A 25,324-nucleotide genomic window follows, 5' to 3' on the forward strand; every position below is an offset into this window, starting at 1 on the left:
TTCCAGCGCCGTTCCGTTCAAGCCATCGCCCAGGGGCACCGTCATGCAGCTGCGCCTTCGCCGTCACCGTCGCATCCGCTTCTCCCGTTTCGCGTTCGCCGCCGCCGCGGCGCTTGCCGGCTTCGGTGTCCGCGCCGCGCTCGCGGCATCCGCCGTCGCGACCGTACCCGGCATGCCGCCCGTCGTCGACCCCGGCAACCTGTACAGCGAGGCGCAGGCCGGTCACATGAGCGCGGCGGTGGCGGGGGCGTTGCCGCGCGTCTACGTGCCGAACCTGAGATCGAACGACGTCTACGTGATCGACCCGGCCACCTACAAGGTCGTCGACCGGTTCGCCGTCGGCCGCAGCCCGCAGCACGTCGTGCCCGCGTGGGATCTGCAGACGCTGTGGGTGGCGAACAATGCGGAAGGGCGGACCGACGGCAGCCTGACGCCGATCGATCCGAAGACGGGCAAGCCCGGCCCGGAAGTGAGCGTCGACGACCCGTACAACATGTATTTCACGCCCGACGGCCAGGACGCGATCGTGGTGGCCGAGGCGCATGCGCGGCTCGACTTCCGCGATCCGCACACGATGGCGCTGAAATCGAGCCTCGATGTCCCGCAATGCAAGGGGATCAACCACGCCGATTTCTCGATCGACGGACGGTATGCGCTTTTCACGTGCGAGTTCGGCGGCAAGCTCGCCAAGATCGATCTCGTGAACCGCAAGGTGGTCGGCTACCTCGAACTCGACCGGAAGGGGATGCCGCAGGACATTCGCGTGTCGCCGGACGGCAAGGTGTTCTATGTCGCCGACATGATGGCCGACGGCGTGTACCTGGTCGACGGCGACCGCTTCGCGAAGACCGGCTTCATCCGGACCGGCGTCGGCACCCACGGGTTGTATCCGAGCCGCGACGGCGCCCGGCTCTATATCGCGAATCGCGGCTCCAACCTCGTGCACGGGCCGCGCCACGGCAAGGGCAGCGTCTCGGTTCTCGATTTCGCGACGCGCAAGGTGGTCGCGACCTGGCCGATTCCCGGCGGCGGCAGCCCCGACATGGGCAACGTGAGCGCCGACGGCAAGACGCTGTGGCTGTCGGGCCGCTTCGACGACGTCGTCTATGCGATCGACACCGCGAGCGGCGCGGTCCGGTCGATTCCCGTCGGCATGGAGCCGCACGGCCTCACGGTGTGGCCGCAACCGGGCCGCTATTCGCTCGGCCATACGGGAAACATGCGCTAGGCCGCGGCGAGCACCTTCCGGCGCGACGGCCGCTCGACGCGGGCGGCCGTGCGCCGCGCCGGGCCGCCTGCGAGGCGGTGCGTCACTCCCACGCGTGCTTGCTGAATTGATAGCCCTTGGAGCGGATCGTCTTGATTCGCCTCGGTTCCATGACGTCGTCGCACAGCTTGCGGCGCAGCTTCGAGATGCGGCAGTCGATCGAACGGTCGAGGCCGTCGAACTCGATGCCGCGCAACAGCAGCGTCAGGTCTTCGCGGGTGACCACCTCGCCGGCGCGGCACGCCAGGGCCCACAGCAGGTCGAATTCGGTCGACGTCAGGCGCGGCGCGCTGCCGTCCGGAAGGCGAACCTTGCGGTCCGCGCGATCGATCGAAAACTTGCCGAACTCGAAGCGCTGCGGCGATGCGGGCGCGCAGTCGGCCGGCCGAATCCGGAGCCGTCTCAGCTGGGCCTTGATCCGCGCGAGCAGGATGCGCGGCTCGACCGGCTTGTGGAGGAAGTCGTCCGCGCCGAATTCCAGGCCGAGCAACTCGTCGAACTGCTCGTTGCGGGCCGTCATCATGATGATGACGCCGTCGTACTGCAGGCGGGCGTCGCGGCAGATCTCGAAGCCGTCCTTGCCCGGCAGGTTGATGTCGAGCAGCACCAGGTCGGGGCGGTGCGTGACGATCGTGGATACGGCGTCGGTGCCGTCGAACAGGGTGTCCACCTCGTACTGATGCTTGCGCAGATAGTCTGCGATCAGCGCGGACAGATGAACGTCGTCTTCGACGAGCAGGATTCGGATGGGCATCTCTGAACGAGGGGGCAAAACGGGACAATGGCGAGCGGTCAGGCCCGGTCCGAACAGGGGGTAACCGAAGAGAGGCGCATGATACTGCGAAACATTCCGTTGGAATGTGCTGAAATCTGCATCGCCCGGCGTGCCGGTGCGGCGTGCAAACCGGCGCCGCCGCGTACAACGCGTAAGGGCGGCGAGGCCGGATCGCGGTGTCGGCGAACGGCGCGGGATCCTGATGCGACGGCCCGGCGCGAGATCCGGCGCGTCGCCGGACAGGATGCGGGACGAGGTGTCGTCGGGTACCATCCGCGCACGGCTTGCGCGTACGCCTGTCCCGGGCGCTCGTCGGTGCGAAGCCGGTAAAGATTACTCGACATATCATTACAAAATATTACGTACCGGGTGGTACAGGGTTTCATACAATCGCTGCAATTGCATGGCGGCCGACGCATACGCCGGTTGCCGCCCGGTCCTGGAACGGATCGCGCATGCGAGGGCGGTGACCGATGGCGCACGATGGTTCGTCGTTGCCCGTTCGGCACATCTTGCCGATGTCGAGCGCGCACGGGCCGGCGGCAATGTCGCACCGGCCTGCCGGCGCAATCGGGCAGACGGCATGAATCTCTGATAGGAATGCGAAATGACGCCGCTTCAAATCGTCCGGAGTCTCGATTCACTCACGAACGCGATCGAGGCCGCGATCGTCCGCGCCGACTGGAGCGAGGCCGTACGCGCCGCGGAAACCCGTTCGAGTTTCCTGATGGCGCTGGTGCCCGATCAGCCGGACGAGGTCCGGGCGGCGATCGGGAGAATGCGGGAAACCGATCTCCGGATCACCACCGCCGCGCGGGAAACGCTGGAAACCCTCGTTGCCGAGGGCCGGCAGGCGTTGCACGAGGCGCAGCAGGCGGCACAGGCGCTGGCGATGCAGTCGCTGTCGCACACGGCCGATACCGTGGCGTCCTGATTTCCTTCCTTGGCCGCATGCGTTTCATTGCCCCCGGCGATGCACATGTTCCATGCGCGGACAGGTTTCTGAAAGTACCTGCCGCGGCTTAATGTTTCGGTGGCGGTATGCGATTTCGAAAGCGCGTCAGTTATGTCGATGCAACCCGCTGGTTCGTCGACGGCGATCACGAGCGGGTGGAGAGCCGGCAGGGCGGACAGGCGGTCGCCACGCCGGAGGGCTGGCGCATGGTGAAGCCCGGCGACTGGATCTTGCGTGACGAGTGCGGCAATTGCTGGCCGATGGACGACACGCTCTTCGCGAGCCTCTATGAACCCGTTGCCGAGTGAGCGGGACAATGCGCCGGCATCGCAACCCGATGCCGCACGCCTTCGATAACCGGCCGGCCCGCCTACCGGCTCGCGCGCGATAACAGCAGCGAATCGGTGTCGTTGAACCGGATCGGCGCCGGTTCGCCATACCCGGCCTTCCGCGCCACGCGGATCGACGCCACATTCGCGGGCGCGATCAGGCACACGCTGCGCTCGAACCGCCGCTGCCCGTCGAGCCATGCGAGCGCGGCGGCGAGCGCCTCGCTCGCATAGCCCTTGCCGTGCGCCCACGTCGCGAGCGCCCATCCAGCCTCCGGCACGCCGCGAATCGACGGCTCGATGAGCCGGTGGAAATCGGCGAACCCGATATCGCCGACGTAGCGGCCCGACGCCTTCTCGCGAATCGCCCAATACCCGTACCCGAGCAGCGGCCAGAGCCCGCGATACGCGAGCATGCGCATCCACGAATCGCGCGGCGCGGACGGCTTGCCGTTGAAGATGTGCGCGACGACGTCGGGCTCGGTCCACATCGTGGCGAGCGCGTCGAAGTCGCCGAGCGGATGGCCTTCGAGGATGAGGCGCGGCGTGTCGAGCACGGGGGGAGACGAGACGGGCGGCATCGCGGATTCCGGAGGGGCGGCGCGAAATGATAGCAAAGCCGCCGGCCGTGCGGCCGCGCGCGCGGCCTACTTGCGGCTTTTCAGGAAGGTTCGTCCCGCAGGCGTGATCGACGCGCCGGAGCGGCCGTGCGCGGAATGGCTGACGAAGCCCGCGCTGACGAGTTCCCGTGCGATCGACCAGCCGAGCGCCGGTGCGTCGCGGCCGTAGCGGACGTCGGCGAGGCGCTCGAGCGCCCAGATCGCGGAGGCCGACAGGTTGGGGGCGTTTGACGTGAAGGTGTCGCTCATCGCTTCCTCGTGGAGTGGGGATACGGGTGGACGGTGCAAGGCCGTGGCGTCGCGCGGCACGCGAATCAGCGGGCCTGCAGCAGGGGGAGCAGCGCCTGCAGCGCCGCCTCTTCATCGGGCCCGGTGGCCAGCACTTGCGCGGACGTGCCGCCGTGTACCTGCAGCGACGCGATCGCGGCGCTGTCCTTCGCGTTTCCGTCGTGCCCGTTTGCGATCAGCCGGATGTCGCTTTCGAAGCGGCGTGCCGCGTCGACGGCCGCCTCGCGTGCGGCGCTGCCACGGTTGCGGTTCCACGCGGGGCCGAGCTGAATGTACACAACGGTTGCCACGATGGGGGAAAGCCTCCGGACAGGTGGTCGGGGCCGGGGCGCGGCGCCGGGCGGCCAGGGCCCCGGGCGGGCGCGAAACGCGGCTTCGCGACGCGGGTTGGGTACAGCGGGAGACCGGGCTCCGGCGCTTCGCAGCGGAATCGCGCCGCGCCGGCCCGGCGTGTGCAAGGCGCCATCCGGTGCGAACACGCCGGCATCCTCATTGAAGCTGCCTTCATGTTCGCTGAACGTTGCAGGTTCGGCGATTATAATGCATCGTCCAGAATATGTGTATTGCATTATAATGTCGTGTGCGCCGATATCCGCCTGCCGCCGTGGCGGCGGGCTTGTCCGGGCCGCACGGGCCCGCGCGCAGCCTGCTCGCCGGGCATGATTGACCGACCTGAACTTCTCCCGAATGGACGCTGCAATGAACGCTGCCCCCGCCTGCCCGCAATGCGCGATGGAAAACACTTACCCGGACGGCACGCTGACCGTCTGCGCGGACTGCGGCCATGAGTGGTCGGCCGGCGCCGGCGCCGAAGCGGGCGACGAGCCGGCGGGCGATGTCGTCAAGGACGCGAACGGCAATGTGCTGTCGGACGGCGATTCGGTCGTGCTGATCAAGGATCTGCGCGTGAAGGGTTCGTCGATCACGCTGAAGATGGGCACCAAGGTCAAGAGCATCCGGCTCGTCGGCGGCGATCACGAGGTCGATTGCAAGACCGACATGGGCGGGTTCATGCTGAAGGCCTGCTACCTGAAGAAAGTCTGAGCGCGCGCCTGGCGCCGCCCGCCATCGCCTGCCCGCGCATGATCGACGATCGAACTTCCTACGACGCGTTCGTCCGGTTCCTGGCGACGCCCCTGAACGACGGCCGGCCTTTCGTGCTGGAGACGCAGCACGCCGTCTCGCTGCACTTCGATCATTTCGGCACGCAGAGTTACATGTCGCTCAGGGACCCGGTCAGGCTCGAGCTCGGCTATACGCGCGTGATGATGGGCTTCCTGCTGCTGCAGCCGGCGCCTGCGCATATCTGCATGCTCGGGCTGGGCGGCGGTTCGCTCGCGAAGTATTGCTACCGGCACCTGCCCGGCGCGGCGATCGACGCGGTCGAGATCAACCCGGACGTGATCGCGCTGCGCGACGTGTTCAGGATTCCTGCCGATGATTCGCGTTTGACGGTGCTGTGCGCCGACGGCGCGGATCATGTGAGGCGGGCGGACGTCCGGGCGGACGTGATCCTGCACGATGCATTCGTCGCCGACGGCACGCCGGGCCGGTGCACGGGGGCGGCCTTCCTCGGCGCCTGCCACGAGCGCCTGAGCGAAACCGGCGTGCTGGCGATCAACTTCATGGACGACGATCCGGCGCTGCCGCACCATCTCGAACAGTTGCGCTCGGTGTTTGGTGCGTCCTGTGCGCTGGTGCCGTGCGGCGACGACAACAACTTCATCGCGTTCGCATGGAAGGGCGGCGGCAAGCTGCCGTCGCTGCGCATCCTGCTCGAGCGCGCGCTCGCGTGCGAACGGGCCGGCGAACTCAAGCTGGCGGCTACCGCGCGGCGCATGAAGGCCGGCGAGGGCATCGAGCCGCGGCGGCTGGTCTGGCGTGCGCAATCGCACGGGCGATGGGAGTTCGGCGCGTAAGCGGCGCCACGGGTGCGGCCAGGGCGGCCGCGCTTACTTCATGCGCTTGCCGAGCGCGCTTCGGGTCTTGTACGTCACGCCGTGCCGGTCGAGATACTCGCGGATCAGTTGCCGCACGACTTGCGACGGCGTGAGATCCTGCTCCGCGCAGAGCATCTCGAAGGCTTCCTTTTTCGCGGGGTCGATCAGGACGGTCAGGCGGGCGGTTTTCGTTTCCATTGCGGGGCGAGGCTGGTCGGTATGTTAATCAAATTATAATCGATCCGCTTTCCGGGCCACAGCCGGAAACGTTGCGCGGGTGCGCGTTCAGCGCCTGCCGCGCAGCAACGCGAGCAGGTCGTCGGCCACCGGCACGATCGCGAGCGTGACGAGCACCGCGGCGAGCGGCACGGTCGACACGTAGCCGGCATGCTTGAAGCCGATCGCGCCGGCCAGGCCGCCGACGAAGAACGACGCGAGCATCGTCGCGTGAATCCGCAGTTTCGAGCGGTTGGCGATGACCGCGAGCGCATCGACGTCGGCCGCCGACCGATTCCAGTAGAACAGCTTCCCGAGTTCGATGCCGAGATCGGTCACGATGCCGGTCATGTGCGTCGTGCGGATCTCCGCGCCCGACAGCTTCGTGATCGTCGCGTTCTGCAGCCCCATGATGAAGCAGAGCAGCGTGACCGTTACCGGCACGAAGAAGGTTTCCCACAGCGCGAGGTGGCTGCCGAGCAGCCCGAACAGCAGCAGCAGGGCGGCCTCGAGCAGCAGCGGCAGCATGAACTGGCTCTGCAGGCCGCGGCGGCGGCCCCAGTTGACGAGGATCGCCGAGCAGCTGGCGCCGATCAGGAACGAACCGAGCGAGCTGATGCCGGCCAGCGCGAGCCGCACGTCGCCGAGCGCCGTCTGGTCGGCGATCGCCGAGACGATGCCGCTCATGTGCGACGTGTATTGCCTGACCGCGAGGAAGCCGCCGGCGTTGGCCGCGCCGGCGACGAACGCCAGCGAAAACCCGAGCTGGCGGTTCGCCGTCGCGCTGCGGTGTTTTCCCGTCAGGTTTCGAAAGTACTGCGCTGGCATAGGGGCTTCGCTCGATCGCCGCGAATCGCGGGCGCGGACAGGTCGACCGGCGCCGGACGACGGCGGATGCGCTGCCGCCGCCGGCTGCCGGGTCTCATGCATCATGTGATGGACATGATAATGACATTATCATACTCTGTCGGCCGGATGGGGCTTTCAGTACAATGCCTCCCGTGCCCTGCGGCGCCGGGTGCCGGCGGCTTCGCCGTCGCGCAGCCCGCGCGCGATCACTTCTGCCCACCGCGTCATGACTCCACTCAAGTTCATCCTTCGCTACACGGCGATCCCGTTCACGGCCATCGTGGTCGTGGCGATCTGGGCGATCATCCCTTCGTCGAAAGAGATCGATGCGCGACAATATGCGGCGCTGTCTCGCGAGTACGCGGGTTTCCCGTTGCCGTTCCGGCGGGAAATCTCGGAAACGATGGAGCACGGCCGGATCAACGATCGGCGCTATCAGACGCTCGTGCGCGATTCGCTGGGCAACGGCGTCGCGCTGGACTGGCCGGCGTCGGGTGTCGGCGATCTCGCCGCCGAGCGGCAAAAACTGGCCGAACTGATTCAGGCCGATTCCGATCTTCAAGGTCATCACCAATGAAAACTCTGCTGGTTTCCGTGGCATTCGCGATGATCATCGCGAGCCTGATCTTCGCGCTGTATTTCATGAATCACGATCGCGGCAAGTCGAAGCGGATGGCGTGGTCGCTCGCCGCGCGCGTCGGGCTGTCGGTCACGCTGTTCCTGTCGTTGCTGATCGCGTACAAGCTGGGCTGGATCGAACCGACGGGGTTGCCGATCGGACGTTGAGCGGTGCACGCCCCGTTGAGTGCGGGGCGTTCTTGTCGATGGGAGTTTGATTGGATGATCGGTGTATTGTGATAAGAATACTTATCCCGATATCACTGATATGAATCAGTGTCATCAGCGTCACGGCAACATCGTGTGCGAGGTCGAGGCGGATTGCGAGGGTCAACGGAAGCGGCCGGCGGCAGCGCCGTGAGGCCGACGACGCGCGTCGCCGCCTCGCGCTTCACGTCACGGCCACAGGCGCGCGGCGTGCAATCCGCGCCGCGCTTACCCGCGCGCTTTCCGGAGCGCGCGGCTCATTTCCGCGATCGGCATTGCGGCAATCGAGTTCAGCAGGCGGGTTTCCCCGGCGTCGGGGCGGGCGACCGTGCGCACTTCGTCGAGCGTCTGTGCGACGCTGCGATCGAGCGGTTCGAGAAAGCGCACCAGTTCGTTGTCGGCGGCTTTTTCCTTGAGCCCGAGCGCGTGGCCGAACGCGATCAGCGCGCCCGTGTCGATGTCGGAAAATCGCGTCGCCGCGCCGAGCGGCATCGTCAGTTCGCAGTGCGGCCAGTGATCGCCGCGATGATCGGGCCGGTGCGTGGGCGTGTGATAGACGACCGTACTGACGATGTCGTAGAACGGCGCGAGCCGGTAGCCGCGCGCGTCGACGAAGAACGACAGGTTTTTCAGGTGCGCATCGGCATTGCCCACCAGTACGTTGAAAATGGTCCAGCGGAACACCGACAGGCGCGCCAGCGCGCGCGTGCTGGTCCGGCCGATCGCGCGGCCCAGCTCCTGCACGTTCGCGCGCTGGTATTTGAAGCCGCGATCGTAGTTGAGCAACTGCATCGCATCGATCGTATGCAGACGCCCGGCAGGCTGCGCGGTGGTGTCGCGGTCGAAGCGGTCGATCACGTAGCACGCGGACGGCGCACGCAGGAAATGCACGTCGGGAACGTCGAGCCCCATCCGCTTCGCGAGCTTCATGCAGAAGAACTCGTTGATCGCCGAATGCGGGTAGCCGGCGGCGCGCATGTCCGGTTTCAGCAGATGCATCGACGGTTCGCTGCCCACCGGTTCGAACAGTGCGTAGTCGGGAGCGTTGCCGCGCAGGATCAGCAACAGCTTCTGCTGCGCGCCGGCCGCCGACATGCGCTTGGGGGCGGTTGCCGTCAGCGCCCGCTCGGGCATCGCCTGAATGCGGCGTTCGAGTTCGTCGAGCGGGAGCGGTTGCAGGCTGCCGGCCGCTTCCTGCTCGCCTTCGGCCAGCAGCGTGAGCGCGCCGGCCGATTCGCGCCCGAAGTACGCGAGCAGCCCCCACGCGTCGGCCGCATCGACCTTCGCCTCGCGCGCAAGCGACGTCCGCATGCCTTCTTCGGGCAGCAGGTTGTCGAAGAACCACTGGACCGGGCGCTCGGTCGAGTTGTCGGCGAAGGTGCCGGGGCGCAGCGGGAAGGCGGGCGACAGCGGATACGCGTATGACGACGCCAGCCATCCTGCGTCGTAGGTGAACGACCAGACGCCCTTGTCGTCGGTCAGCCGGCCCATGCGCAGCCCGTTCGCGGATGCGATCAGCGTTCTAGCCGCCATGGCGGCTCCTGCGGCGTTGCGCGGCCTTGAGCGCGTTTTCCGCCGAAATCTCGATGGACGATTGCGCGAGCAGGCTGACGCCGAGTTCGCCGAGCAGCAGCAGCACCTTGCCGATTTGCGCGGTCGGTTTCCCGGCTTCCACCTGGCTGATGAATTTCGGCGACAGCCCGGTGGCGTTCGCGAGTTCGTCCCGCGTGAACCCCTGCTGGAGCCGGGCCGCGCGGATAAGGTTGGCGAGCGCCTGGATCGTGCCCACGGGCAGGATCTCCTGCATGACGTCCTCCGGACTTCGTATCTGATCGGGAACAGTATTGCACAACTCGTCGGTACGGGCGTCAATTCGTATCCGGACGGATACGAATGAGCTGGAGAGGCAGCGAAAAACCCGATTCGTTCCCGATCGGGAACCAGGTGCCGTGAAATTGCGATTCATCGCACGTTCGTTACCGCTCGGATACGTGACGGCATGGTTAGAATGACCGCCTCCCATCCGTTTCTCCCACGGCCCGTCACCGGGCCGGCACGACCCCATGACCCTGCAAGCACTCGAAATACTGATGCGAAGCCTGTTCGAGGACGAGCGCCTCGAAATCCTCGCCGACACCGGCTACAGCCTTTCCTTCGTCGTGCCCGGCAAGCTCCGGGACGTCAAGGCCGCGCTGCTGGCGCGCACGGACCCGGCCGGATGGGACGGCGAGGCCGGGAACGCGTTCTATCGATGCGACGACGAGGACTGGGCGCTGTATCTGCGCTCGATCCCGCATGCGGTGTACTGCATTGCGTCCGTGCGGTCGCTGCATGCGCGCCACATGCAGCAGTATGAGGGCGCGTCGACGGTCACGCCGGAGCAGCAGGCGATCGACGACGCCGAGGAGGCCCGGCGCCGGCAGGAGGCCGACGCGCGGCGCCGGCGCGATACGCGCGACGAGCCGCTCGCGCCGCTCGGCGGGCCGTTCCACAGCGACGGCGAACGCGTGTGGGCGCGCATCGGCAGCGGGCACCGGTATCGCGCGCTGAACACCTTCGATCTCGGCAGCTTCCGGCATCTGGTCGACCACTTTGCCGTCGATGCGTCGGGGCTGCGTTACTACGCGGCCGGCACCGCGTTCGGCGACGACGACGCGGGCGAGGAAGGGATCGTCGCCGACGGCGACGCCGCGACGCTCGAGGCGCTGGGCGGCGACTGGTATCGCGATGCGCGGCAGGCTTACTACTTCGAGCGCGACCCGTACGATCCCGATCGCGGCCCAAGTCGTCTGACCGTCGTCAAGGCCGACGTGGCCAGCCTGACGCATATCGGCGGCGCATACGCGCGCGATGCGAAGCACCTGTTCTGCGCCGGCGTGCGCAAGCGCGGCATCGACGATCCGGCCGGGGTGGTCGGCCTCGGCTACCGCTATGCGCGGCTCGGCGCGCAGATCCTGTACGACGGCAAGATCGTGACCACGCCGGGGCGCGTCGATGTCGAAACGGCGCGCGCCGTCTTCCACGACATGCTGATCGACGCCGACGGCCACGTGCTGTGGGGGAAGAACTACCGCAAGCCGTTGCCGGGAATCGACGCCCGCAGCCTGCGCTTTCTGACCTGGGCGTTCGCGGTCGACGACCGGCGCGTCTACTACCGGACCAACACGAACCTGGCCGTGTGCGACGGTGTCGACCGCGCGAGCGTGGAGGTCGTGCCGCCGATGCGCATTCGCGACCGGAACGGGCTGATCGAGATCCGGTATCCGGAAGGCGCGGTGCACGTGCCCGACCCGTCGCCGGAGTCGTGACGGCCGCGGCAGGCGAACGCCGCGCGCGGATCGCGGCCGGGCCCGGGTTCGGGTTCGACACGCGCGATCGCGCGGCACGGGGCAAGTCCACCTTGAGCGACGCTGCGCGACCATTCCCGGCGTACGCATAACCAAAGCTGAAATCGGTTTTTCACGCGTACCGGGGGCGTCCCTATACTTTCGCGATGCTGCGCACGGGCGGCTCGCGAATTCCGCGATCGCCGCGCCCGATTCTCTCGAACAAGGACCTGCCGAATGACTGCCCGTGATGCCGTCGATCCGCGCGACGCGTTGCGCGACGCGCTCGCCGCGCTGCCCGATCTCGCAAGCGCGATCGGGCAGGATGCCGCGCAACGCGAGGCGCGGCGCGAGCTGCCGTTCGAGGGTTTCGCGATCTTCCGGCGTTCGGCGCTGGGCGTGCTGCGGATTCCCGTCGAACGCGGCGGCCTGGGCAGTACGCTGGTCGACCTGTTCGACACGATCGCGACGCTGGCCGCCGCCGATTCGAATCTCGCGCACGCGCTGCGGATCCACTACGACCAGATCGAGACGCTGCGGCTGTCGCCGCGCACGCCGTTCAACGACGTGCAGCTCGAACGCGCGCTGGCCGGCGCGATCTTCGGCGGTGCGTCGACCGAGCGGGGAACGTCGCGGCCGGGCGAAAACACCACCGTATTGCGCCGGGACGGCGAGCACTATCGCGTGTCGGGCCGCAAATACTATTCGACCGGCACCGCATTTGCCGATTTCGCGCGGGTCAACGTGGAGGACGAGCAGGGCGGCGCGGTCGCCGTGATCATTCCGGTCTCGCGCGGCGGCGTACAGGTGCTCGACGACTGGGACGGCATGGGGCAGCGCATGACCGCGAGCGGCAGCCTGCTGCTCGACGACGTGCAGGTGTTCGCGGATGAAGTGGCCGCGCGCGACGGGTCGACGCTCGTCGGCCGTCATTGCGGCGCGCTGCGGCAACTGCATCTCGTCGCGACGGGCGCGGGGATCGTGCGCAACGTGGTGGCCGATGCGCGCCGCTACGTGCTCGCGCACGGGCGTCCGGTGCTGCACAGCCCGGCGCCGACCGCGCGCGACGATCATTTCATCCAGCAGATCGTCGGCGAACTGTCCGCCCACAGTCACGCGATCGACGGGCTCGTGCGCGAAAACGCACGCGCGCTCGACCGCTCCGCCGACGCGATCGCGGCCGGCGCCGCCGATGCGGATGCGCTCGTGCTCGACAGCGCGCTCGCCACGGCACGCACGCAGCTGATCGTCAGCAAGCTCGCGCTGCATGCGGCCGAGCGGCTGTTCGAAGTGGGCGGCGCGTCGGCGACGGCGCGCGGGCACAACCTCGACCGGCACTGGCGCAACCTGCGCACGATCTTCAGCCACAACCCGCTGCTGCACAAGGCGCGCGTGATCGGCGACTACGAGCTGAACGGCGTGACGACGCACCTGACCGAAGGCCGCGTGTTCTGAACCCGCGACGCCGGGCCGGCTGCGGCGGCAATCGTCCGCCGCGCGCCCGGCCCGCTTTCCTGGAACCTTCCCGATGACGACCCGCACCGGACACCTGCATCTCGGCGCATTCCTGTACCCGACCGGCCATCACATCGCCGCATGGCGCCATCCCGGTTCGCAGGCCGACGCGGGCGTGGATTTTCGCCACTATGTGCGGCTGGCGCAGGCGGCCGAGGCCGCGAAGTTCGATCTCGTGTTTCTTGCCGACGGCGCGGGCACGCGCGGCGACGACGTCGCGTTCCTGAGCCGCACCGCGCACAGCTACGTCGCGCAGTTCGAGCCGCTGACGCTGCTGTCGGCGCTTGCAGCCGTCACCGAGCGGATCGGCCTCGTCGGCACCGCGTCGACGAGCTTCAACGAGCCGTTCCACATCGCGCGCAAGTTCGCGTCGCTCGACCACATCAGCGGCGGCCGCGCGGGCTGGAACCTCGTTACGTCGTCGAGCGCGCACGAGGCGCGCAACTTCAACCGGGACGCGCATTTCGACCACGCCGAACGCTATGCACGGGCGGAGGAGTTCGCCGACGTGGTGCGCGGCCTGTGGGATAGCTGGGACGACGATGCGTTCGTGCGCGATCGCGAGTCGGGCCGTTTCTTCGATCCGCAAAAGCGCCATGTGCTCGATCATCGCGGCCGCTTCTTCCAGGTGCGCGGGCCGTTGAACGTCGCACGGCCGCCGCAGGGGCATCCGGTCGTCGTGCAGGCCGGTTCGTCGCCGGCCGGCACGCGGCTCGCCGCGCGCACGGCCGAGGTGATCTTCACCGCGCAGCAGACGCTCGACGACGCGGTCGCGTTCTATGCGGACGTCAAGGGCCAGCTCGCCGCGTTCGGCCGCGATCCCGACACGCTGAAGATCATGCCCGGGGTGTTTCCCGTCGTGGGCCGCACCGAAAGCGAGGCGAAGGAGAAGTTCGACGCGCTGCAGTCGCTGATCGATCCGACCGTCGGGCTCGCGCTCGTATCGGGCCTCACGGGCGGCTTCGACCTGTCCGCCTATCCGCTCGACGGCCCGATTCCGCCGCTGCCGGAAACCAATGCGAGCAAGAGCCGGCAGGCGTTGACGATCGAACTCGCGCGTCGCGAGAACCTGACGATCCGCGAACTCTACCTGCGTGTCGCGGGCGCGCGCGGCCACTGGCAGCTCGTCGGCACGCCGGAACAGATCGTCGACCAGCTGGAGGAGCGCTTCGTGCGATACGGCGCGGACGGCTACAACGTGATGGCGCCGACGCTCCCCGGCGGGCTCGACGATTTCATCGCGCTGGTGCTGCCCGAGTTGCGTCGCCGGGGGCTGTTTCGCAGCGACTATGCGGGCCGTACGCTGCGCGAGCATCTCGGGCTGCGGCGGCCCGGGCGCGGCGACGCCGCCGCGCATGCCGCCGCCGCGGCCTGAGGTCAGCGCCGCAGGCCGGCCTCGCGCAGCAGCGGCAGCACGCGCTCGCCGAAGAAGGCGAGATCGGGCTTGAAGTCGTAGAAGCTCAACTGGACGCCGTCGATGCCCGCGCGGTGCAGCCGCACGAGGGTGTCGGCAACTTCGTCGGGCGAGCCCGTGATCGAGATATTGCCGCCGATCGCGCGGGCGGCGGCCTGCGAACGCTGCTCGAAGCCGCCGCGCCACGCGTGTGCGTCGCTGTCGAAGCGGTGGAAGCTGCCTTCGTCCGCATGCGCGACGATCGCGTCGCGGTAGGCGCGCGCTTCGGCCGCCGTTTCGCGACAGATGACGAGCGGATTGAGCAACGTGCGGATCGTCCGGCCGCGCGCCGCGGCGGCCGCTTTCACGCGGGCCGTATGCGCGGGCAGCGCGTCGAGCGCGAGCGCGACGTCGGGCCCGGCCGGGCTCGTGACGAACACGATGTCCGAATAGCGCGCCGCGAAATCGATACCTGCGTCGGAGCCGGTCGCGTTGATCAGCAGCGGGCGGCCGTAGCGCGGCTTGGGCGTCACGAATGCGCCGCCCAGCCGCCAGCCCGACAGCGCCGGCGTGTAGCTGAAATTGTCCGGTTGCGCCCACAACTGCTGGACCGCATCGAGGAACTCGGCGGCCATTTCGTAGCGCCGGTCGTGCTCGATCCGGTTCCAGCCGAACATCTCGTGCTCGATCGCGCGGTGGCCGGTCACGACGTTGATGCCCCAGCGTCCGCGCGAGATGTGATCGAGCGTCGCCGTGAACTTCGCGAAATGCAGCGGATGCCACGGCCCGTAGAGCACGTGGCTCGTCGCGACGAGGATGATCCGTTCGGTGCGCGCGGTCAGCGCGGCCAGCGTCATGAACGAGTCGAGCGCCTGGCCGTCGAACACGCCGCCGTAGCCGCCCTTGGGCAGCCATTGCGACAGCGCGAACACGAGGTCGAAGCCGAGCGCCTCGGCGTGCGCGACCAGTTCGGCGTTGTAGTCGAAGGTCCAGTCGGTCGAGCGCGGCAGCGTCGATGCGCTCCAGCCGCCGGCCTGGATCGGCAGGAACAGCCCGAGCATCAGCGGCTGCGCGAGCACGCGGGACACGGGGCTGTCAGGGAATTCGGCCGGCGAGCGGACGTCGACGAACGGCGACGGCGCGACCTGCGCGGCGAGGGAGGTGTCGCTCATGAGGGCTTCCTAGCGGGAGATGCGCGCACCGCGCGGTCACGACGGGCGCGCGCGCCTGCCCATCCCGCGGCGGGCCGGTGCGGCGCCGCGCGCGGTACACGGGAAGGCAAACGGGAGTCGGTCATGGTCGGCGCGGATCGCGCGCAGGCGCCGCGCGTGGGGAAACGGACATTCTCGGCAACCGGGCGCGGTGCGGCAAACAACGATTCCCGCTTTGCTTATCGCGCCGCGCCGGTTGCGCGCGGTCAGAACTTCACGCGCAGCCCGCTGACGAGCGCGACCTGGCGGTTCGTCGACGATGCGCTGCCGATGTTCGCGATCGACGCGATCGCGCGATAGCCGCCTGCCGTCGCCGTGCTCGGATCGCCGCCCGCGAGCTGGTAGATGCCGGACAGGTAGAGGTCGGTGCGTTTCGACAACGCGTAGTCGAACCCGAGCGTGAACTGGTGCCAGCGCGGCTTCAGCGTCTGGCCGCCGGTGCCCGGCAGGCCGCTCGCGCGGCCGTCGGTGAACGTGTAGACGCCGATCAGCGTCGCCGCCGGCGTGATCTGGTAGCGGGCGTTGACGTCGTAGTTGTTGAATTTGCGCGACGAGCCGTCGACGTAGTCGAGCTGCGTATGGCTCCACGCGAAGCCGAGCGTTGCCAGGCCGATCGCGTAGTTCGCGCCGACGACCCCGATCTGCTGCTTGCGCACGCCGCCGTTCAGCCCGTAGAAGAACCCGCCGCTGTAGTCGTTGCCGGTCGTGCTGGTTGCGCCCCCCACCGCGCCGCTCGTATTCGACGTCGCGTTCGGCTGGTTGAGCCGCACATAGCCGCCGCCGACCGACAGCGGGCCGTTCACGTAGTTCGCCGATACGCCCCATGCGTTGTTGTTCGAGAAGCCCGTGCCCGCGCCGCCGTTCGCCTGGTTGCTGAACGCATAGAGCAGGTCGGCCGTGAAACCGGCGATCGTGTCGCTGCGGAACTTCACCGCGTTGTTGATGCGGAAGCTCTGGTTCATGTTGTCGTTGTCGCCGACGTGCGTGGCGGGCGACCAGAAGCCCGACCCCGAGTATTGCGCGACGAGATCGGTGATCGGCTCGTACTGGCGGCCGAAGGTCAGCGTGCCCACGCCCGTCTGGCCGATGCCGACATACGCGGAACGGCCGAACAGCCGACCGCCCTGGCCGAGCGTGCCGTCGCTCGGCTTGAAGCCGCTTTCGAGCGTGAACACGGCCTTCACGCCGCCGCCGAGATCCTCGGAGCCTTTCAGGCCCCAGCGGCTGCCGCTCAGCTTGCCGCTCGTCTGCTGGATGTTGCTCGCGCCGCCCTGATTGTTCGTATAGGCGAAGCCGGCGTCGACGACGCCGTACAACGTGACCGAACTCTGCGCGTGCGCGCCGACCGAAGCGACCGAAACCAAACCCAGGACTACCGATTTTTTGATCATCACTATCCTCTGTTTTTTATGGGTACGTCTGCGAGGATCACGATGCTATTGACGACGGGCGCGCCGGCGAACGGCCGATCCGTGGTTTGTAAATCGTCGCGCGGACGATTTGTAATGTGCGTTGCCGCGGGCCTTGCGCGGGCGGCGCGATCGCGTCCGGCACGCATGCTGCGGCGAACGCATCGCACGCCCGGCGAACGCCGGACGCCTGAAACGTGTTGGCGTGGTCATATCGTTCGATGAATTCGTTCGATATGCGCACGATCCGCGATGCATCGCGCGATGTTTTTATGCAACGCCCGCTGTGCGGCAGGCGGACGATGCGCTACGCGCGCCCGAATATCGATTCCGCAAAACGTTGGTAGGGCCGTGCGAGGCGTGACGGTACAGTCGGGCATCCGGCCGCGGGCCGGCCTGATCCGGGAGCACGAGGGCGCGCCGCGCGCATGCGTCCCGGCTGAACAACGAACACGGGAGCCGTTTGACATGAGTCGCGATGTGCTGTTTCTGCTGGAACCGGGCTTTACCGATCCGAAGCATCCGGGGCAACGCTTCGTCTGCCCGCATGGATTGTCGATCGAAGGGCTGCTGGCGAGCGCGCCCGATCGCGCCGGCCGCATCGATGTGAAGCGCGTCGGCTTCGAGCGGCCGCGGCACGCGGTGATCGACGCACTCGACGACGCGCACCAGGGGCTGCCGGTCCTCGTGCTCGGCCGCGACCAGCCGGCGCCGGACGATGCACAGACCCTTGGCGACGTGCGCTTCGTGACCGACGCACGCCGCATCCTCGAGTTGCTGACCGAGCGCCACGGGTTTCCCGCGCTGCACTGACGCGACGGTTTCCGTCTTCCACCCGATCGACCGACAGGAGTATCCGATGTCGTCAATTTCGGCGGCACGCCGCCGCCTGCTGCTCGCCGGCGCCGCGGCCGTGGCGGCCCCGCTCGCCGTGAACGCCGCGTTTGCCGCCGCGCCGCCGGTCAGCGCCGATCTCTCGGGCACGACGCTGCGCGTCGCGACCTACAAGGGCGGCTGGCGCGCGCTGCTGCAGGCGGCCGGGCTGGCCGACACGCCTTACCGGATCGACTGGCGCGAGCTGAACAACGGCGTGCTGCACATCGAGGCGCTCAACGCGGATGCGCTCGATATCGGTTCGGGCAGCGAAATTCCGGCGGTGTTCGCCGCACGCCAGAAAGCCAGTGTCCGGTTCATCTCGCGCGTGCGCGAGGATCTGAACAACCAGGTCACGCTTGCGCGCAAGGACACGCCGATCCGCAGCATTGCGGACCTGAAGGGCAAGCGGGTCGGCTATGTGCGAGCGACGACGTCGCACTATTTCCTGTATCGCCAGCTCGTGGAGGCCGGTCTGGGTTTCGACGACATCCAGCCGATCAACCTGTCGCCGACCGACGGGCTGTCGGCGTACGATCGCGGCGATATCGATGCGTGGGCGATCTACGGCTACAACGGCCAGCTTGCGCGCAATCGCTACGGCGCCCGCGTGCTGAAGACGGGCAAGGGCTATCTGTCGGGCAATTTTCCGGTGTATGCGAACCCGCGCACGCTCGACGACGCGCGCCGTCGGGCGGCGACGGGCGATCTGCTGCTGCGGTTCCGGCGCGCGTATGCGTGGGCGAACGGGCACTTCCGCGACTATGCGCTCGCGCAGAATCGCGAAACGCGCGTGCCGGTGGCCGATCTCGTCGCGATGTTCGACCAGCGCAGCGAGGACTATGCGCTGTTGCCGGTAACGCCCGACGTGGTGGCGCAACATCAGCAGGTCGCGGACGTGTTCGCGCGGATCGGTGTGCTGGATGGGCCGGCCACGGTCGCGCCGTTCTGGGATACGTCGTTCAACGCGCTGGTGGCCGCGTGACCGGGATCGGCGGGACGATCGCCGGGTGAGGTGGGCGGGTGCATTCGCACTTGCTCAAGCGCCCGTGCATGAGCAGCGTGTCATACCCGGCGCGGGGCGCGCCGGGCAAGCGGGATCGACCGGCTCAGGAGAACGTCGTCGCGACCATGATGCCGAATACCAGCCCGAGCGCGATTCCGCAGAGCCGGCCGTAGATCGACGCGCGCACGTTGTCGTCGAGCACGAACGGCGAGCGCTTGTGCTTCCAGACCGTGCTGAATGCCACCGGCCGGGTGAGCAGGGCGATGCAGGCGATCAGGACCGGCGTGGCGACGAGCATCGCGATGCGTTGCCCGTTCCAGTCGACGCCGTGCATCGCCAGCGATACGAGCGCGGCGAGCGGCACCTCGACGCACAGGCCCAGCAGCGAACCGCTGACGAATGAATCTCCCGGGGACTGGAACATGATCGGTCCTGGTGTTCGGATGAAATCGGTGCCCGCTTCGGACGCCCGACGGTAACAAGCCGTGGCCGTGGCCCGAGGTCGGTCGACCTTGGTCGGCATCAGGCAGGATGACGGGCGGATGGTACGGCAAATTGTTGCCCCGTTGGCGGTCATTCAAGCTATTTAACAATGGCGCCGGGGGATGGCATTTTTGCGCCGTGCCGGGATAATGATCGGGCATCCTGCCTTTGTGGCCGGGCGAGGCGGCTGCGCGCCCGGCAGGGCGGCAGCGCCGTCGTTCCGGCACGAAATTCCGGCCACCGCCGGGTTCCGGCAGGCCGCGCGGGTTCCGGAACGGGCTTCCGGACTGGATGAACCGGCAGTCGTCGCGAAGCGCCACCCATCAAGCCGAACATGAGCCAACCCAACGTCCCGGGCGATGACGCGCAACGCATCGCCGCGGCCAACGCGGAATTTTCAGCCGGCGTCGCCGCGCATCACGCCGGACTGGCGGCGGACGCCGCTCGGCACTACCGCGCAGTGCTTGCGCTGCACCCCGATCACGCGGAAGCGCTGAGCAATCTTGGCGTCATTCTCGAAGCGGAAGGTCGGGCGGGCGAGGCCGAGCATTGCTACCGACGGGCCGTCGGGATTCGCCCGGACAGCGTGGACGCCTGCTGCAATCTCGGCCTGCTGCTGCACGACGGCAAGCGCTTCGACGAAGCGGAGGCCTGCTATCGCCGCGTATTGGCGCTGGATCCCGGCCATGGTCCGGTGCTGCGCAGGCTCGGCTTGCTGCTGCACGCGACGGGTCGCCGCGCGGAAGCCGAACGCGCGTTTCACGATGCCGTGATCGCCCGCCCGGGCGATGCCGCGACGCATGTCGATCTGGCGACGCTGCTTCAGGAGCTTGGGCGACCCGACGAAGCGGAGCGGCACTATCGGGAGGCGCTCGTGCACGCGCCGGACGACGCCGCGACGCTCAATCTTCTCGGCGCGTTGCTGCAGCGGCGCGGGCGGCTGCCGGAGGCCGAGCATTGCCTGCGGCGCGCGGTTTCGCTGCAACCGGGCTATCGCGACGCGCGAGGCAATCTCGGCAACGTGCTGTTCGAGCAGCAGCGATACGGCGAAGCCGAAGCGTGTTACCGCGACGTGCTCGCAAACGATCCGTCGTTCGCGGAGGTGTGGAACAACCTGGGCCGCCTGCTGCATGACGCCGGCCGGCTCGACGAGGCCGCCGCCGCGCTGAGACACGCGCTGACGCTCGATCACGATCGCGCGCCGACCGTCTTCAACCTGAGCCTGGTGCTGCTGGCGATGGGGCGGTACGAAGACGGATGGCGGCATTACGAAGCGCGCCTGCAGCCGTCCGCGCACTGGGGCGACGCCGCGGCGAGCGGCGTGCTCGCGAGCCTGCCGGCGCCGCTGTGGCAGGGCGAGCCTCTCGACGGAAAATCGCTGGTCGTCTGGCCCGAGCAGGGGCTGGGCGACGTCGTGCAGTTCGCGCGCTATCTGCCGCTACTCAAGCGGCGTGGCGTGTCGACGCTGACCGTGGTGTGTCCGGCCGCGTTGACGCGCCTGATCGCGACGGTCGACGGGGTGGATCGTTGCGTCGCGCTCGACGAAGCGGCGGCGCTTCCGTCGCACGACTACGCCTGCCTGATCATGAGCCTGCCGTTGCGCTGCGGAACGACGCTCGACACGATACCCGCGACGATGCCGTACCTGCACGTGCCCGCGGCGCTCGCCGAGCGGTGGCGCGACAGCGTGCCCGCGGCGGGCCTGAAGGTCGGGCTGGTCTGGGCCGGCGATCCGCGGCCCGACCAGCCGCAGGCGCACGCGACGGACCGCCGGCGCTCGCTGCCGGCGAGCGCGTATCTGCCGCTGCTGCGGATGCCGGGCGTGAGTTTCGTGAGCCTGCAGAAGGGCGAGACGACCCGCCGGCAGCTCGACACGCTGCCGCCGCCGCTGCGTCCCGCCGATCCGATGGCGCTCGTGCGCGACTTCGCGGACACGGCGGCGATCATCTCCCATCTGGATCTCGTGATTACCGTCGACACGTCGGTGGCCCATGTGGCGGGTGCGCTGGGCAAGCCGGTGTGGATCCTGTCGCGCTTCGACGGCTGCTGGCGCTGGCTCGCGGACCGGGACGATTCGCCGTGGTATCCGGGCGCGCGCCTGTTCCGGCAATCGGAACCTGGGCAGTGGAGCGATGTGGTCGAGCGCGTCGCGGGCGAGCTTGAGCATCTTCGCGTGGAACGGGACGCGTTGCGCGCATCCGCGCCACGTTAGGAAGATCCGGATCGTCTCGCGGCTCACGACCACACCGTGCTCGAACAGCGGTTCCTCGATGTCGTGCTGATTCGGCTGGAAACGGAAATCCCGGCGCACGGTCAGTCGGACGAGCGCCGCCGGAAGCCGATGAACGCGTTAAAGCGACTTCGTCTTCTTCATCCCGACGTCCCGCGATACCCCCTCGGCAACGTGCCAATGCCCTCGCCGGATTTCGCACGGATCCGGTGACTGTCCGGCTTGACACGACGATTGCTTTCGCATAACGTCCGATAAACGAACGATCGTTCATTAAAGCGGATGCCCGGACTGCGTCCGACCTGCCGCCCGAGAGTTGCGCATGATTCGAACGGGTGAATCAGGGCGAAAGGATCCGTTGCATGACGACATGGGCCGGCGGCGGCGTGCGCGCGACCGGCCTGCTGGTCGTCGCTTGAAGCTGCTGTACCTTTCGGCATCGTGGAGACATCTATGAAGACGCGTATTACCGAGCTGTTCGGCATCGAACACCCGATCATCCAGGGCGGGATGCATTACGTCGGATTGGCCGAACTCGTGGCCGCCGTGTCGAATGCGGGCGGGCTCGGGTTCATCACGGCGCTGACGCAAAAGACGCCGGAGCTGCTGGCGAAGGAAATTGCGCGGTGCCGCGACATGACCGACAAACCGTTCGGCGTGAATGTCACGTTCCTGCCGACGCTTTCGTCGCCGCCGTATCCGGAGTACATCGCGGCGATTGCGGAGGGCGGCGTCCGGATCGTCGAAACCGCCGGGCGCAGCCCGGAGCAGTACATGCCGGCATTCAAGGCGGCCGGTATCAAGGTGATTCACAAGTGCACGTCCGTCCGTCACGCGTTGAAGGCGGAAAAGATCGGTTGCGACGCGGTGAGCGTCGACGGCTTCGAATGCGGGGGCCATCCGGGCGAGGACGACGTGCCGAACATGATTCTGCTGCCGCGCGCTGCGGACGAGCTTGCGATTCCGTTCGTCGCGTCGGGCGGCATGGCCGACGCCCGCAGCCTCGTTGCGGCGCTCGCGATGGGCGCCGACGGCATCAATATGGGGACGCGATTCGTTGCGACGAAGGAAGCGCCGGTTCACGAGAACGTGAAGCAGGCCATCGTGGCCGCGACGGAGCGCGATACCCGGCTGGTCATGCGCAGCCTGAAGAACACGGAACGCGTGCTGAGAAACGCGGGAGTCGATCGGCTGATCGAGATCGAGCGGGAGCGGGGCGATGCGCTGAAATTCGAGGACATTCTCGACCAGGTTGCCGGCATTTACCCGAAAGTGATGGTCGAGGGCGAACTGGACGCCGGCGCGTGGAGCTGCGGCATGGTCGCCGGCCTGATCCACGATATTCCAACCGTCAGGGAACTGATCGACCGCATCATGAGCGACAGCGTACGCCTGATTCAGGGACGTCTCGGAAGCATGCTCGGATGAGCGGCGAGCCGCTGCGATTCGGTACGAATGGCTGTCGGTCAGCGCAACGAATCGATCGACAACGCCTCGGCGAGGAACCGCCGGCTGGCCGCGAGAATTTCCTTGCGCGTACGTTCCGATTCCACCGAGCGTGCGAGCACCAGCGCACCGACGCATTGCGCAATGAGGGCCCATGCTGCGTCGGAATCGCCGGTGCGACTGCTCCAGCTCTTTTGCGTGCGCTTGAGCGCCGCCTCCACGACTTCCCGAACGGCCGGCTCTGCACGCGCGATCTCCGGTCCGAGCGTAGGCAAAACGCAGCCATTCTCCGGATGCAGCGCATGAACGGAACTCAGGTAGTTTCGCAGGCAGCGTGCGACATGATCGGGGGGAGATGAATCGTCACCCGCCAGCATCTCCGCGCTCTGCTCGACCTCTTCGCTGACCAGTGCCTCGAAGAGCGCCTGCTTCGACGCGAAGTGGTTGTAGAAGGCGCCCCCGCTCAGCCCGATCGACGCCATCAGCGCATCGATACCCGTTGTCGCGAAGCCGCCGCGCTTCGCGATGGCGCGGCTTTGCGCGAGCAACTTCCGGCGGGTTTCTTCCTTGTGGGTACTTGAGTAGCGCATGGTCGCCGGGGTCCACTGGTGGTAAGGGATTTCAAGATCAGGATAGCCGTCACCCATCGCCCATTCAAGTCCCGAGCGACCCGGATCACAGCGCGTCGGAGCGACGGAGCGGATGCCGGCGGACCGGGTATGCAGGAGCTGACTCGGCTGCAGGCCGGCCGATGGTAGCACGCGGGTGAAGCCCTTTTCGGGCCGCTTGACGGCCTCGTCACAGGCAACCGTTCGCATCAGGGTAATCAAGGACTATGCAAAGCAAATGTCCCGCCCTATAAATGAACGGTCGTTTATTTATAGGAGGAAGAGATGAGCAACGAGAGCACCAAGGGCCGACGTGCGGCACTCATCATCGGAGCCGGAGACGCTACCGGTGGCGCAATCGCCCGGCGCTTTGCGCGCGAAGGCCTGGTTGCCTGCGTGGTGCGTCGCCAGGCCGACAAGCTCGAGCCGTTGATCCGGCAGATCGAGGCCGAAGGGGGCGTCGCGGTCGGATTCGGATCCGATGCGCGCAAGGAGGAAGACGTGATCGATGTCGTGTCGAGGATCGAACAGGAGATCGGTCAGATCGAGGTCATGGTCTTCAACATCGGTGCAAACGTCCCGTGCAGTATCCTCGAGGAAACGGCGCGCAAGTATTACAAGATCTGGGAAATGGCCTGTTTCGGCGGCTTTCTGTTCGGTCGCGAAGTGGCGAAGCGGATGGTCGGAAGGGCGCGGGGCACGATCATCTTCACCGGCGCTACTGCCGCGATGCGCGGATCCGCCAATTTCGCGGCATTCGCCGGCGCAAAGCACGCACTACGTGCACTCGCCCAGAGCATGGCGCGCGAGTTGGGGCCGAAGAACATTCACGTTGCACATGTCGTGGTAGACGGTGCGATCGATACAGAATTCATTCGGGAGAACTTCCCGGAGCGTTACGCCACGAAGGCGGAAGACGGAATCCTCAACCCGGACCACATCGCCGAGAACTACTGGTATCTGCATACGCAGCCGCGCGATGCGTGGACGCACGAGCTGGATCTGCGGCCGTGGCGCGAAACGTGGTGAATCTTCCCTTCAATAAATCAGCATGACTAAAGGTATTTCAATGGAAAAGCGCATCGAATTCTACTTCGATTTCGGCAGCCCGACCGCCTATCTCGCGTGGACCCAGCTTCCCGCGATTGCCGCCGACCATCAGGCAGAACTCGTATTCAAGCCGGTTCTGCTGGGGGCCATCCACAAGGCGACGAACAATGCGTCGCCGGCGATGATCCCCGCCAAGTCGGCATGGATGCTGGAGGATCTCCAGCGGTTCGCACGCAAGTACGGCGTCCGCTATGAACACAATCCGCATTTTCCCATCAACACGCTGACGCTCATGCGCGGCGCGACCGGCTTGCAGATGCGCGACGAAGCGTTGTTCCAGCGATATGTCGACGTGATATTCCGCGCGATGTGGGCGCAGCCGCAGAATCTTGGCGACCCGGATACGTTGCAGAAGGTGCTGCAGGATGGCGATCTCGATTATCGACTGATCGCCGGGATCGTCCAGGATCCGGCCGTCAAGGAAAGGCTGAAGGCGGAAACCGAGGCAGCCGTCGCTCGAGGGCTGTTCGGCACACCGACGATGTTCGTCGGTACGCAGATGTTCTTCGGTCAGGACCGGCTCGACTTCGTGCGCGATGCATTGAATTTCGATTGACGCGCGCTCGCGCGCCCGGTCCGGGCGCCGACGCATCGGCATATCGGGCACGCGACCGGCCCGACATCCGGATGGCAGGCAGTCGCCACGGGTT

At 67.3% G+C, this 25,324-nt stretch carries 28 protein-coding genes; 16 read left to right on the forward strand and 12 right to left on the reverse strand.

The window, feature by feature from the left end:
- Window positions 1-43: 43 nt before the first annotated feature.
- Window positions 44-1,228, forward strand: a complete 1,185-nt coding sequence (locus tag GQ57_RS31580) for a YncE family protein (RefSeq protein WP_034199920.1) — start codon at window positions 44-46, stop codon at window positions 1,226-1,228.
- 82 nt (window positions 1,229-1,310) lie between these two features.
- Here the strand turns inward: GQ57_RS31580 and GQ57_RS31585 are convergent, their stop codons facing one another.
- The gene (locus GQ57_RS31585; RefSeq protein ID WP_031401180.1) at window positions 1,311-2,021 is read right to left on the reverse strand and encodes a response regulator; all 711 of its coding nucleotides are present in this window, start codon (window positions 2,019-2,021) and stop codon (window positions 1,311-1,313) included.
- 628 nt (window positions 2,022-2,649) lie between these two features.
- Between GQ57_RS31585 and GQ57_RS31595 the strand changes: the two genes are divergently transcribed.
- Entirely contained in the window at window positions 2,650-2,976 is a 327-nt protein-coding gene (locus GQ57_RS31595) for a hypothetical protein (protein ID WP_052001545.1), read from the forward strand.
- Between the two features lie 107 nt (window positions 2,977-3,083).
- Window positions 3,084-3,305 (forward strand): hypothetical protein, encoded by a 222-nt coding sequence (locus tag GQ57_RS31600; protein WP_034199922.1) that lies wholly within the window; start codon window positions 3,084-3,086, stop codon window positions 3,303-3,305.
- 62 nt (window positions 3,306-3,367) lie between these two features.
- On the opposite strand, the gene GQ57_RS31605 is transcribed toward GQ57_RS31600, so the two are convergent.
- The 3 genes from GQ57_RS31605 to GQ57_RS31615 all read right to left on the reverse strand — a co-directional run bounded on the left by GQ57_RS31605 (window position 3,368) and on the right by GQ57_RS31615 (window position 4,524).
- Window positions 3,368-3,907: a GNAT family N-acetyltransferase gene (locus tag GQ57_RS31605; protein WP_031401184.1), complete on the reverse strand. Its 540-nt coding sequence runs from the start codon at window positions 3,905-3,907 to the stop codon at window positions 3,368-3,370.
- A gap of 66 nt (window positions 3,908-3,973) precedes the next feature.
- Window positions 3,974-4,195 carry a hypothetical protein gene (locus tag GQ57_RS31610; RefSeq protein WP_034199923.1) on the reverse strand — a complete coding sequence of 74 codons (222 nt, stop codon included), beginning with the start codon at window positions 4,193-4,195 and terminating at the stop codon, window positions 3,974-3,976.
- Window positions 4,196-4,260: 65 nt separating this feature from the next.
- On the reverse strand, window positions 4,261-4,524 hold the full coding sequence (locus tag GQ57_RS31615) for an HPr family phosphocarrier protein (protein WP_031401186.1): 264 nt from the start codon (window positions 4,522-4,524) through the stop codon (window positions 4,261-4,263).
- A gap of 409 nt (window positions 4,525-4,933) precedes the next feature.
- On the opposite strand from GQ57_RS31615, the gene GQ57_RS31620 reads away from it, so the two are divergent.
- On the forward strand, window positions 4,934-5,278 hold the full coding sequence (locus GQ57_RS31620) for a zinc ribbon domain-containing protein YjdM (RefSeq protein WP_031401187.1): 345 nt from the start codon (window positions 4,934-4,936) through the stop codon (window positions 5,276-5,278).
- 38 nt (window positions 5,279-5,316) lie between these two features.
- On the forward strand, window positions 5,317-6,153 hold the full coding sequence (locus GQ57_RS31625) for a spermidine synthase (RefSeq protein WP_034199924.1): 837 nt from the start codon (window positions 5,317-5,319) through the stop codon (window positions 6,151-6,153).
- Window positions 6,154-6,186: 33 nt separating this feature from the next.
- On the opposite strand, the gene GQ57_RS31630 is transcribed toward GQ57_RS31625, so the two are convergent.
- Window positions 6,187-6,372, reverse strand: coding sequence for a ribbon-helix-helix protein, CopG family (locus GQ57_RS31630; protein ID WP_034199925.1), 186 nt, complete (start codon window positions 6,370-6,372; stop codon window positions 6,187-6,189).
- Between the two features lie 87 nt (window positions 6,373-6,459).
- Window positions 6,460-7,218, reverse strand: coding sequence for a YoaK family protein (locus GQ57_RS31635; protein WP_031401190.1), 759 nt, complete (start codon window positions 7,216-7,218; stop codon window positions 6,460-6,462).
- A gap of 247 nt (window positions 7,219-7,465) precedes the next feature.
- Here GQ57_RS31635 and GQ57_RS31640 point away from each other — a divergent pair, with 247 nt between their 5' ends.
- Window positions 7,466-7,816, forward strand: a complete 351-nt coding sequence (locus tag GQ57_RS31640) for a hypothetical protein (protein WP_031401191.1) — start codon at window positions 7,466-7,468, stop codon at window positions 7,814-7,816.
- Window positions 7,813-8,025, forward strand: coding sequence for a twin transmembrane helix small protein (locus GQ57_RS31645; protein ID WP_006489184.1), 213 nt, complete (start codon window positions 7,813-7,815; stop codon window positions 8,023-8,025). Before GQ57_RS31640 ends, GQ57_RS31645 begins: the two co-directional genes overlap by 4 nt.
- Window positions 8,026-8,292: 267 nt before the next feature.
- On the opposite strand, the gene GQ57_RS31650 is transcribed toward GQ57_RS31645, so the two are convergent.
- Both GQ57_RS31650 and GQ57_RS31655 read right to left on the reverse strand, forming a co-directional pair.
- A complete protein-coding gene (locus GQ57_RS31650; protein ID WP_034199926.1) occupies window positions 8,293-9,597 on the reverse strand; it encodes a HipA domain-containing protein in 1,305 nt (434 codons plus the stop codon).
- Window positions 9,587-9,871, reverse strand: a complete 285-nt coding sequence (locus GQ57_RS31655; RefSeq protein WP_031401193.1) for a helix-turn-helix domain-containing protein — start codon at window positions 9,869-9,871, stop codon at window positions 9,587-9,589. The genes GQ57_RS31650 and GQ57_RS31655 overlap by 11 nt, the downstream gene beginning before the upstream one ends.
- 256 nt (window positions 9,872-10,127) lie before the next feature.
- Here GQ57_RS31655 and GQ57_RS38365 point away from each other — a divergent pair, with 256 nt between their 5' ends.
- The 3 genes from GQ57_RS38365 to GQ57_RS31670 all read left to right on the forward strand — a co-directional run bounded on the left by GQ57_RS38365 (window position 10,128) and on the right by GQ57_RS31670 (window position 14,280).
- Window positions 10,128-11,372 (forward strand): hypothetical protein, encoded by a 1,245-nt coding sequence (locus GQ57_RS38365; RefSeq protein ID WP_031401194.1) that lies wholly within the window; start codon window positions 10,128-10,130, stop codon window positions 11,370-11,372.
- Between the two features lie 255 nt (window positions 11,373-11,627).
- Window positions 11,628-12,845: an acyl-CoA dehydrogenase family protein gene (locus GQ57_RS31665; RefSeq protein WP_034199927.1), complete on the forward strand. Its 1,218-nt coding sequence runs from the start codon at window positions 11,628-11,630 to the stop codon at window positions 12,843-12,845.
- A gap of 73 nt (window positions 12,846-12,918) precedes the next feature.
- Complete coding sequence (locus GQ57_RS31670) at window positions 12,919-14,280, forward strand: LLM class flavin-dependent oxidoreductase (RefSeq protein ID WP_031401196.1); 1,362 nt, start codon at window positions 12,919-12,921, stop codon at window positions 14,278-14,280.
- A 2-nt stretch (window positions 14,281-14,282) separates the two neighbouring features.
- Here the strand turns inward: GQ57_RS31670 and GQ57_RS31675 are convergent, their stop codons facing one another.
- Together GQ57_RS31675 and GQ57_RS31680 are read right to left on the reverse strand one after the other, a co-directional pair.
- Complete coding sequence (locus GQ57_RS31675; RefSeq protein ID WP_031401197.1) at window positions 14,283-15,470, reverse strand: LLM class flavin-dependent oxidoreductase; 1,188 nt, start codon at window positions 15,468-15,470, stop codon at window positions 14,283-14,285.
- A gap of 245 nt (window positions 15,471-15,715) precedes the next feature.
- On the reverse strand, window positions 15,716-16,900 hold the full coding sequence (locus GQ57_RS31680) for a porin (protein ID WP_031401198.1): 1,185 nt from the start codon (window positions 16,898-16,900) through the stop codon (window positions 15,716-15,718).
- A gap of 486 nt (window positions 16,901-17,386) precedes the next feature.
- Between GQ57_RS31680 and GQ57_RS31685 the strand changes: the two genes are divergently transcribed.
- Complete coding sequence (locus GQ57_RS31685; protein ID WP_031401199.1) at window positions 17,387-17,731, forward strand: DUF3088 domain-containing protein; 345 nt, start codon at window positions 17,387-17,389, stop codon at window positions 17,729-17,731.
- A gap of 46 nt (window positions 17,732-17,777) precedes the next feature.
- A complete protein-coding gene (locus GQ57_RS31690) occupies window positions 17,778-18,776 on the forward strand; it encodes an ABC transporter substrate-binding protein (RefSeq protein WP_034199928.1) in 999 nt (332 codons plus the stop codon).
- 124 nt (window positions 18,777-18,900) lie between these two features.
- Here the strand turns inward: GQ57_RS31690 and GQ57_RS31695 are convergent, their stop codons facing one another.
- Entirely contained in the window at window positions 18,901-19,221 is a 321-nt protein-coding gene (locus GQ57_RS31695) for a hypothetical protein (protein ID WP_031401201.1), read from the reverse strand.
- Between the two features lie 393 nt (window positions 19,222-19,614).
- On the opposite strand from GQ57_RS31695, the gene GQ57_RS31700 reads away from it, so the two are divergent.
- Together GQ57_RS31700 and GQ57_RS31705 are read left to right on the forward strand one after the other, a co-directional pair.
- Entirely contained in the window at window positions 19,615-21,492 is a 1,878-nt protein-coding gene (locus tag GQ57_RS31700) for a tetratricopeptide repeat protein (protein WP_052001546.1), read from the forward strand.
- 471 nt (window positions 21,493-21,963) lie between these two features.
- A complete protein-coding gene (locus GQ57_RS31705) occupies window positions 21,964-22,938 on the forward strand; it encodes an NAD(P)H-dependent flavin oxidoreductase (protein WP_034199929.1) in 975 nt (324 codons plus the stop codon).
- Between the two features lie 38 nt (window positions 22,939-22,976).
- On the opposite strand, the gene GQ57_RS31710 is transcribed toward GQ57_RS31705, so the two are convergent.
- On the reverse strand, window positions 22,977-23,786 hold the full coding sequence (locus GQ57_RS31710) for a TetR/AcrR family transcriptional regulator (protein ID WP_235215159.1): 810 nt from the start codon (window positions 23,784-23,786) through the stop codon (window positions 22,977-22,979).
- 63 nt (window positions 23,787-23,849) lie between these two features.
- Here GQ57_RS31710 and GQ57_RS31715 point away from each other — a divergent pair, with 63 nt between their 5' ends.
- Window positions 23,850-24,593 (forward strand): SDR family oxidoreductase, encoded by a 744-nt coding sequence (locus GQ57_RS31715; protein ID WP_031401205.1) that lies wholly within the window; start codon window positions 23,850-23,852, stop codon window positions 24,591-24,593.
- A 40-nt stretch (window positions 24,594-24,633) separates the two neighbouring features.
- Window positions 24,634-25,230 (forward strand): 2-hydroxychromene-2-carboxylate isomerase, encoded by a 597-nt coding sequence (locus tag GQ57_RS31720; RefSeq protein WP_031401206.1) that lies wholly within the window; start codon window positions 24,634-24,636, stop codon window positions 25,228-25,230.
- Window positions 25,231-25,324: the final 94 nt, after the last annotated feature.

This window comes from Burkholderia sp. MSh2, assembly GCF_000731655.1.
GTDB lineage: Bacteria > Pseudomonadota > Gammaproteobacteria > Burkholderiales > Burkholderiaceae > Burkholderia > Burkholderia paludis.

Bases quoted from the DNA above. Each gene is read 5' to 3' on its own strand.
- GQ57_RS31595 (WP_052001545.1), top strand. From the start codon at position 2,650: ATGACGCCGCTTCAAATCGTCCGGAGTCTCGATTCACTCACGAACGCG.
- GQ57_RS31705 (WP_034199929.1), top strand. From the start codon at position 21,964: ATGAAGACGCGTATTACCGAGCTGTTCGGCATCGAACACCCGATCATC.
- GQ57_RS31645 (WP_006489184.1), top strand. From the start codon at position 7,813: ATGAAAACTCTGCTGGTTTCCGTGGCATTCGCGATGATCATCGCGAGC.
- GQ57_RS31640 (WP_031401191.1), top strand. From the start codon at position 7,466: ATGACTCCACTCAAGTTCATCCTTCGCTACACGGCGATCCCGTTCACG.
- GQ57_RS31690 (WP_034199928.1), top strand. From the start codon at position 17,778: ATGTCGTCAATTTCGGCGGCACGCCGCCGCCTGCTGCTCGCCGGCGCC.
- GQ57_RS31670 (WP_031401196.1), top strand. From the start codon at position 12,919: ATGACGACCCGCACCGGACACCTGCATCTCGGCGCATTCCTGTACCCG.
- GQ57_RS31625 (WP_034199924.1), top strand. From the start codon at position 5,317: ATGATCGACGATCGAACTTCCTACGACGCGTTCGTCCGGTTCCTGGCG.
- GQ57_RS31605 (WP_031401184.1), bottom strand. From the start codon at position 3,907: ATGCCGCCCGTCTCGTCTCCCCCCGTGCTCGACACGCCGCGCCTCATC.
- GQ57_RS31715 (WP_031401205.1), top strand. From the start codon at position 23,850: ATGAGCAACGAGAGCACCAAGGGCCGACGTGCGGCACTCATCATCGGA.
- GQ57_RS31650 (WP_034199926.1), bottom strand. From the start codon at position 9,597: ATGGCGGCTAGAACGCTGATCGCATCCGCGAACGGGCTGCGCATGGGC.
- GQ57_RS31580 (WP_034199920.1), top strand. From the start codon at position 44: ATGCAGCTGCGCCTTCGCCGTCACCGTCGCATCCGCTTCTCCCGTTTC.
- GQ57_RS31655 (WP_031401193.1), bottom strand. From the start codon at position 9,871: ATGCAGGAGATCCTGCCCGTGGGCACGATCCAGGCGCTCGCCAACCTT.
- GQ57_RS31700 (WP_052001546.1), top strand. From the start codon at position 19,615: ATGAGCCAACCCAACGTCCCGGGCGATGACGCGCAACGCATCGCCGCG.
- GQ57_RS31630 (WP_034199925.1), bottom strand. From the start codon at position 6,372: ATGGAAACGAAAACCGCCCGCCTGACCGTCCTGATCGACCCCGCGAAA.
- GQ57_RS31585 (WP_031401180.1), bottom strand. From the start codon at position 2,021: ATGCCCATCCGAATCCTGCTCGTCGAAGACGACGTTCATCTGTCCGCG.
- GQ57_RS31610 (WP_034199923.1), bottom strand. From the start codon at position 4,195: ATGAGCGACACCTTCACGTCAAACGCCCCCAACCTGTCGGCCTCCGCG.
- GQ57_RS31720 (WP_031401206.1), top strand. From the start codon at position 24,634: ATGGAAAAGCGCATCGAATTCTACTTCGATTTCGGCAGCCCGACCGCC.
- GQ57_RS31675 (WP_031401197.1), bottom strand. From the start codon at position 15,470: ATGAGCGACACCTCCCTCGCCGCGCAGGTCGCGCCGTCGCCGTTCGTC.
- GQ57_RS31695 (WP_031401201.1), bottom strand. From the start codon at position 19,221: ATGTTCCAGTCCCCGGGAGATTCATTCGTCAGCGGTTCGCTGCTGGGC.
- GQ57_RS31665 (WP_034199927.1), top strand. From the start codon at position 11,628: ATGACTGCCCGTGATGCCGTCGATCCGCGCGACGCGTTGCGCGACGCG.
- GQ57_RS31685 (WP_031401199.1), top strand. From the start codon at position 17,387: ATGAGTCGCGATGTGCTGTTTCTGCTGGAACCGGGCTTTACCGATCCG.
- GQ57_RS31600 (WP_034199922.1), top strand. From the start codon at position 3,084: ATGCGATTTCGAAAGCGCGTCAGTTATGTCGATGCAACCCGCTGGTTC.
- GQ57_RS31680 (WP_031401198.1), bottom strand. From the start codon at position 16,900: ATGATCAAAAAATCGGTAGTCCTGGGTTTGGTTTCGGTCGCTTCGGTC.
- GQ57_RS31635 (WP_031401190.1), bottom strand. From the start codon at position 7,218: ATGCCAGCGCAGTACTTTCGAAACCTGACGGGAAAACACCGCAGCGCG.
- GQ57_RS31620 (WP_031401187.1), top strand. From the start codon at position 4,934: ATGAACGCTGCCCCCGCCTGCCCGCAATGCGCGATGGAAAACACTTAC.
- GQ57_RS38365 (WP_031401194.1), top strand. From the start codon at position 10,128: ATGACCCTGCAAGCACTCGAAATACTGATGCGAAGCCTGTTCGAGGAC.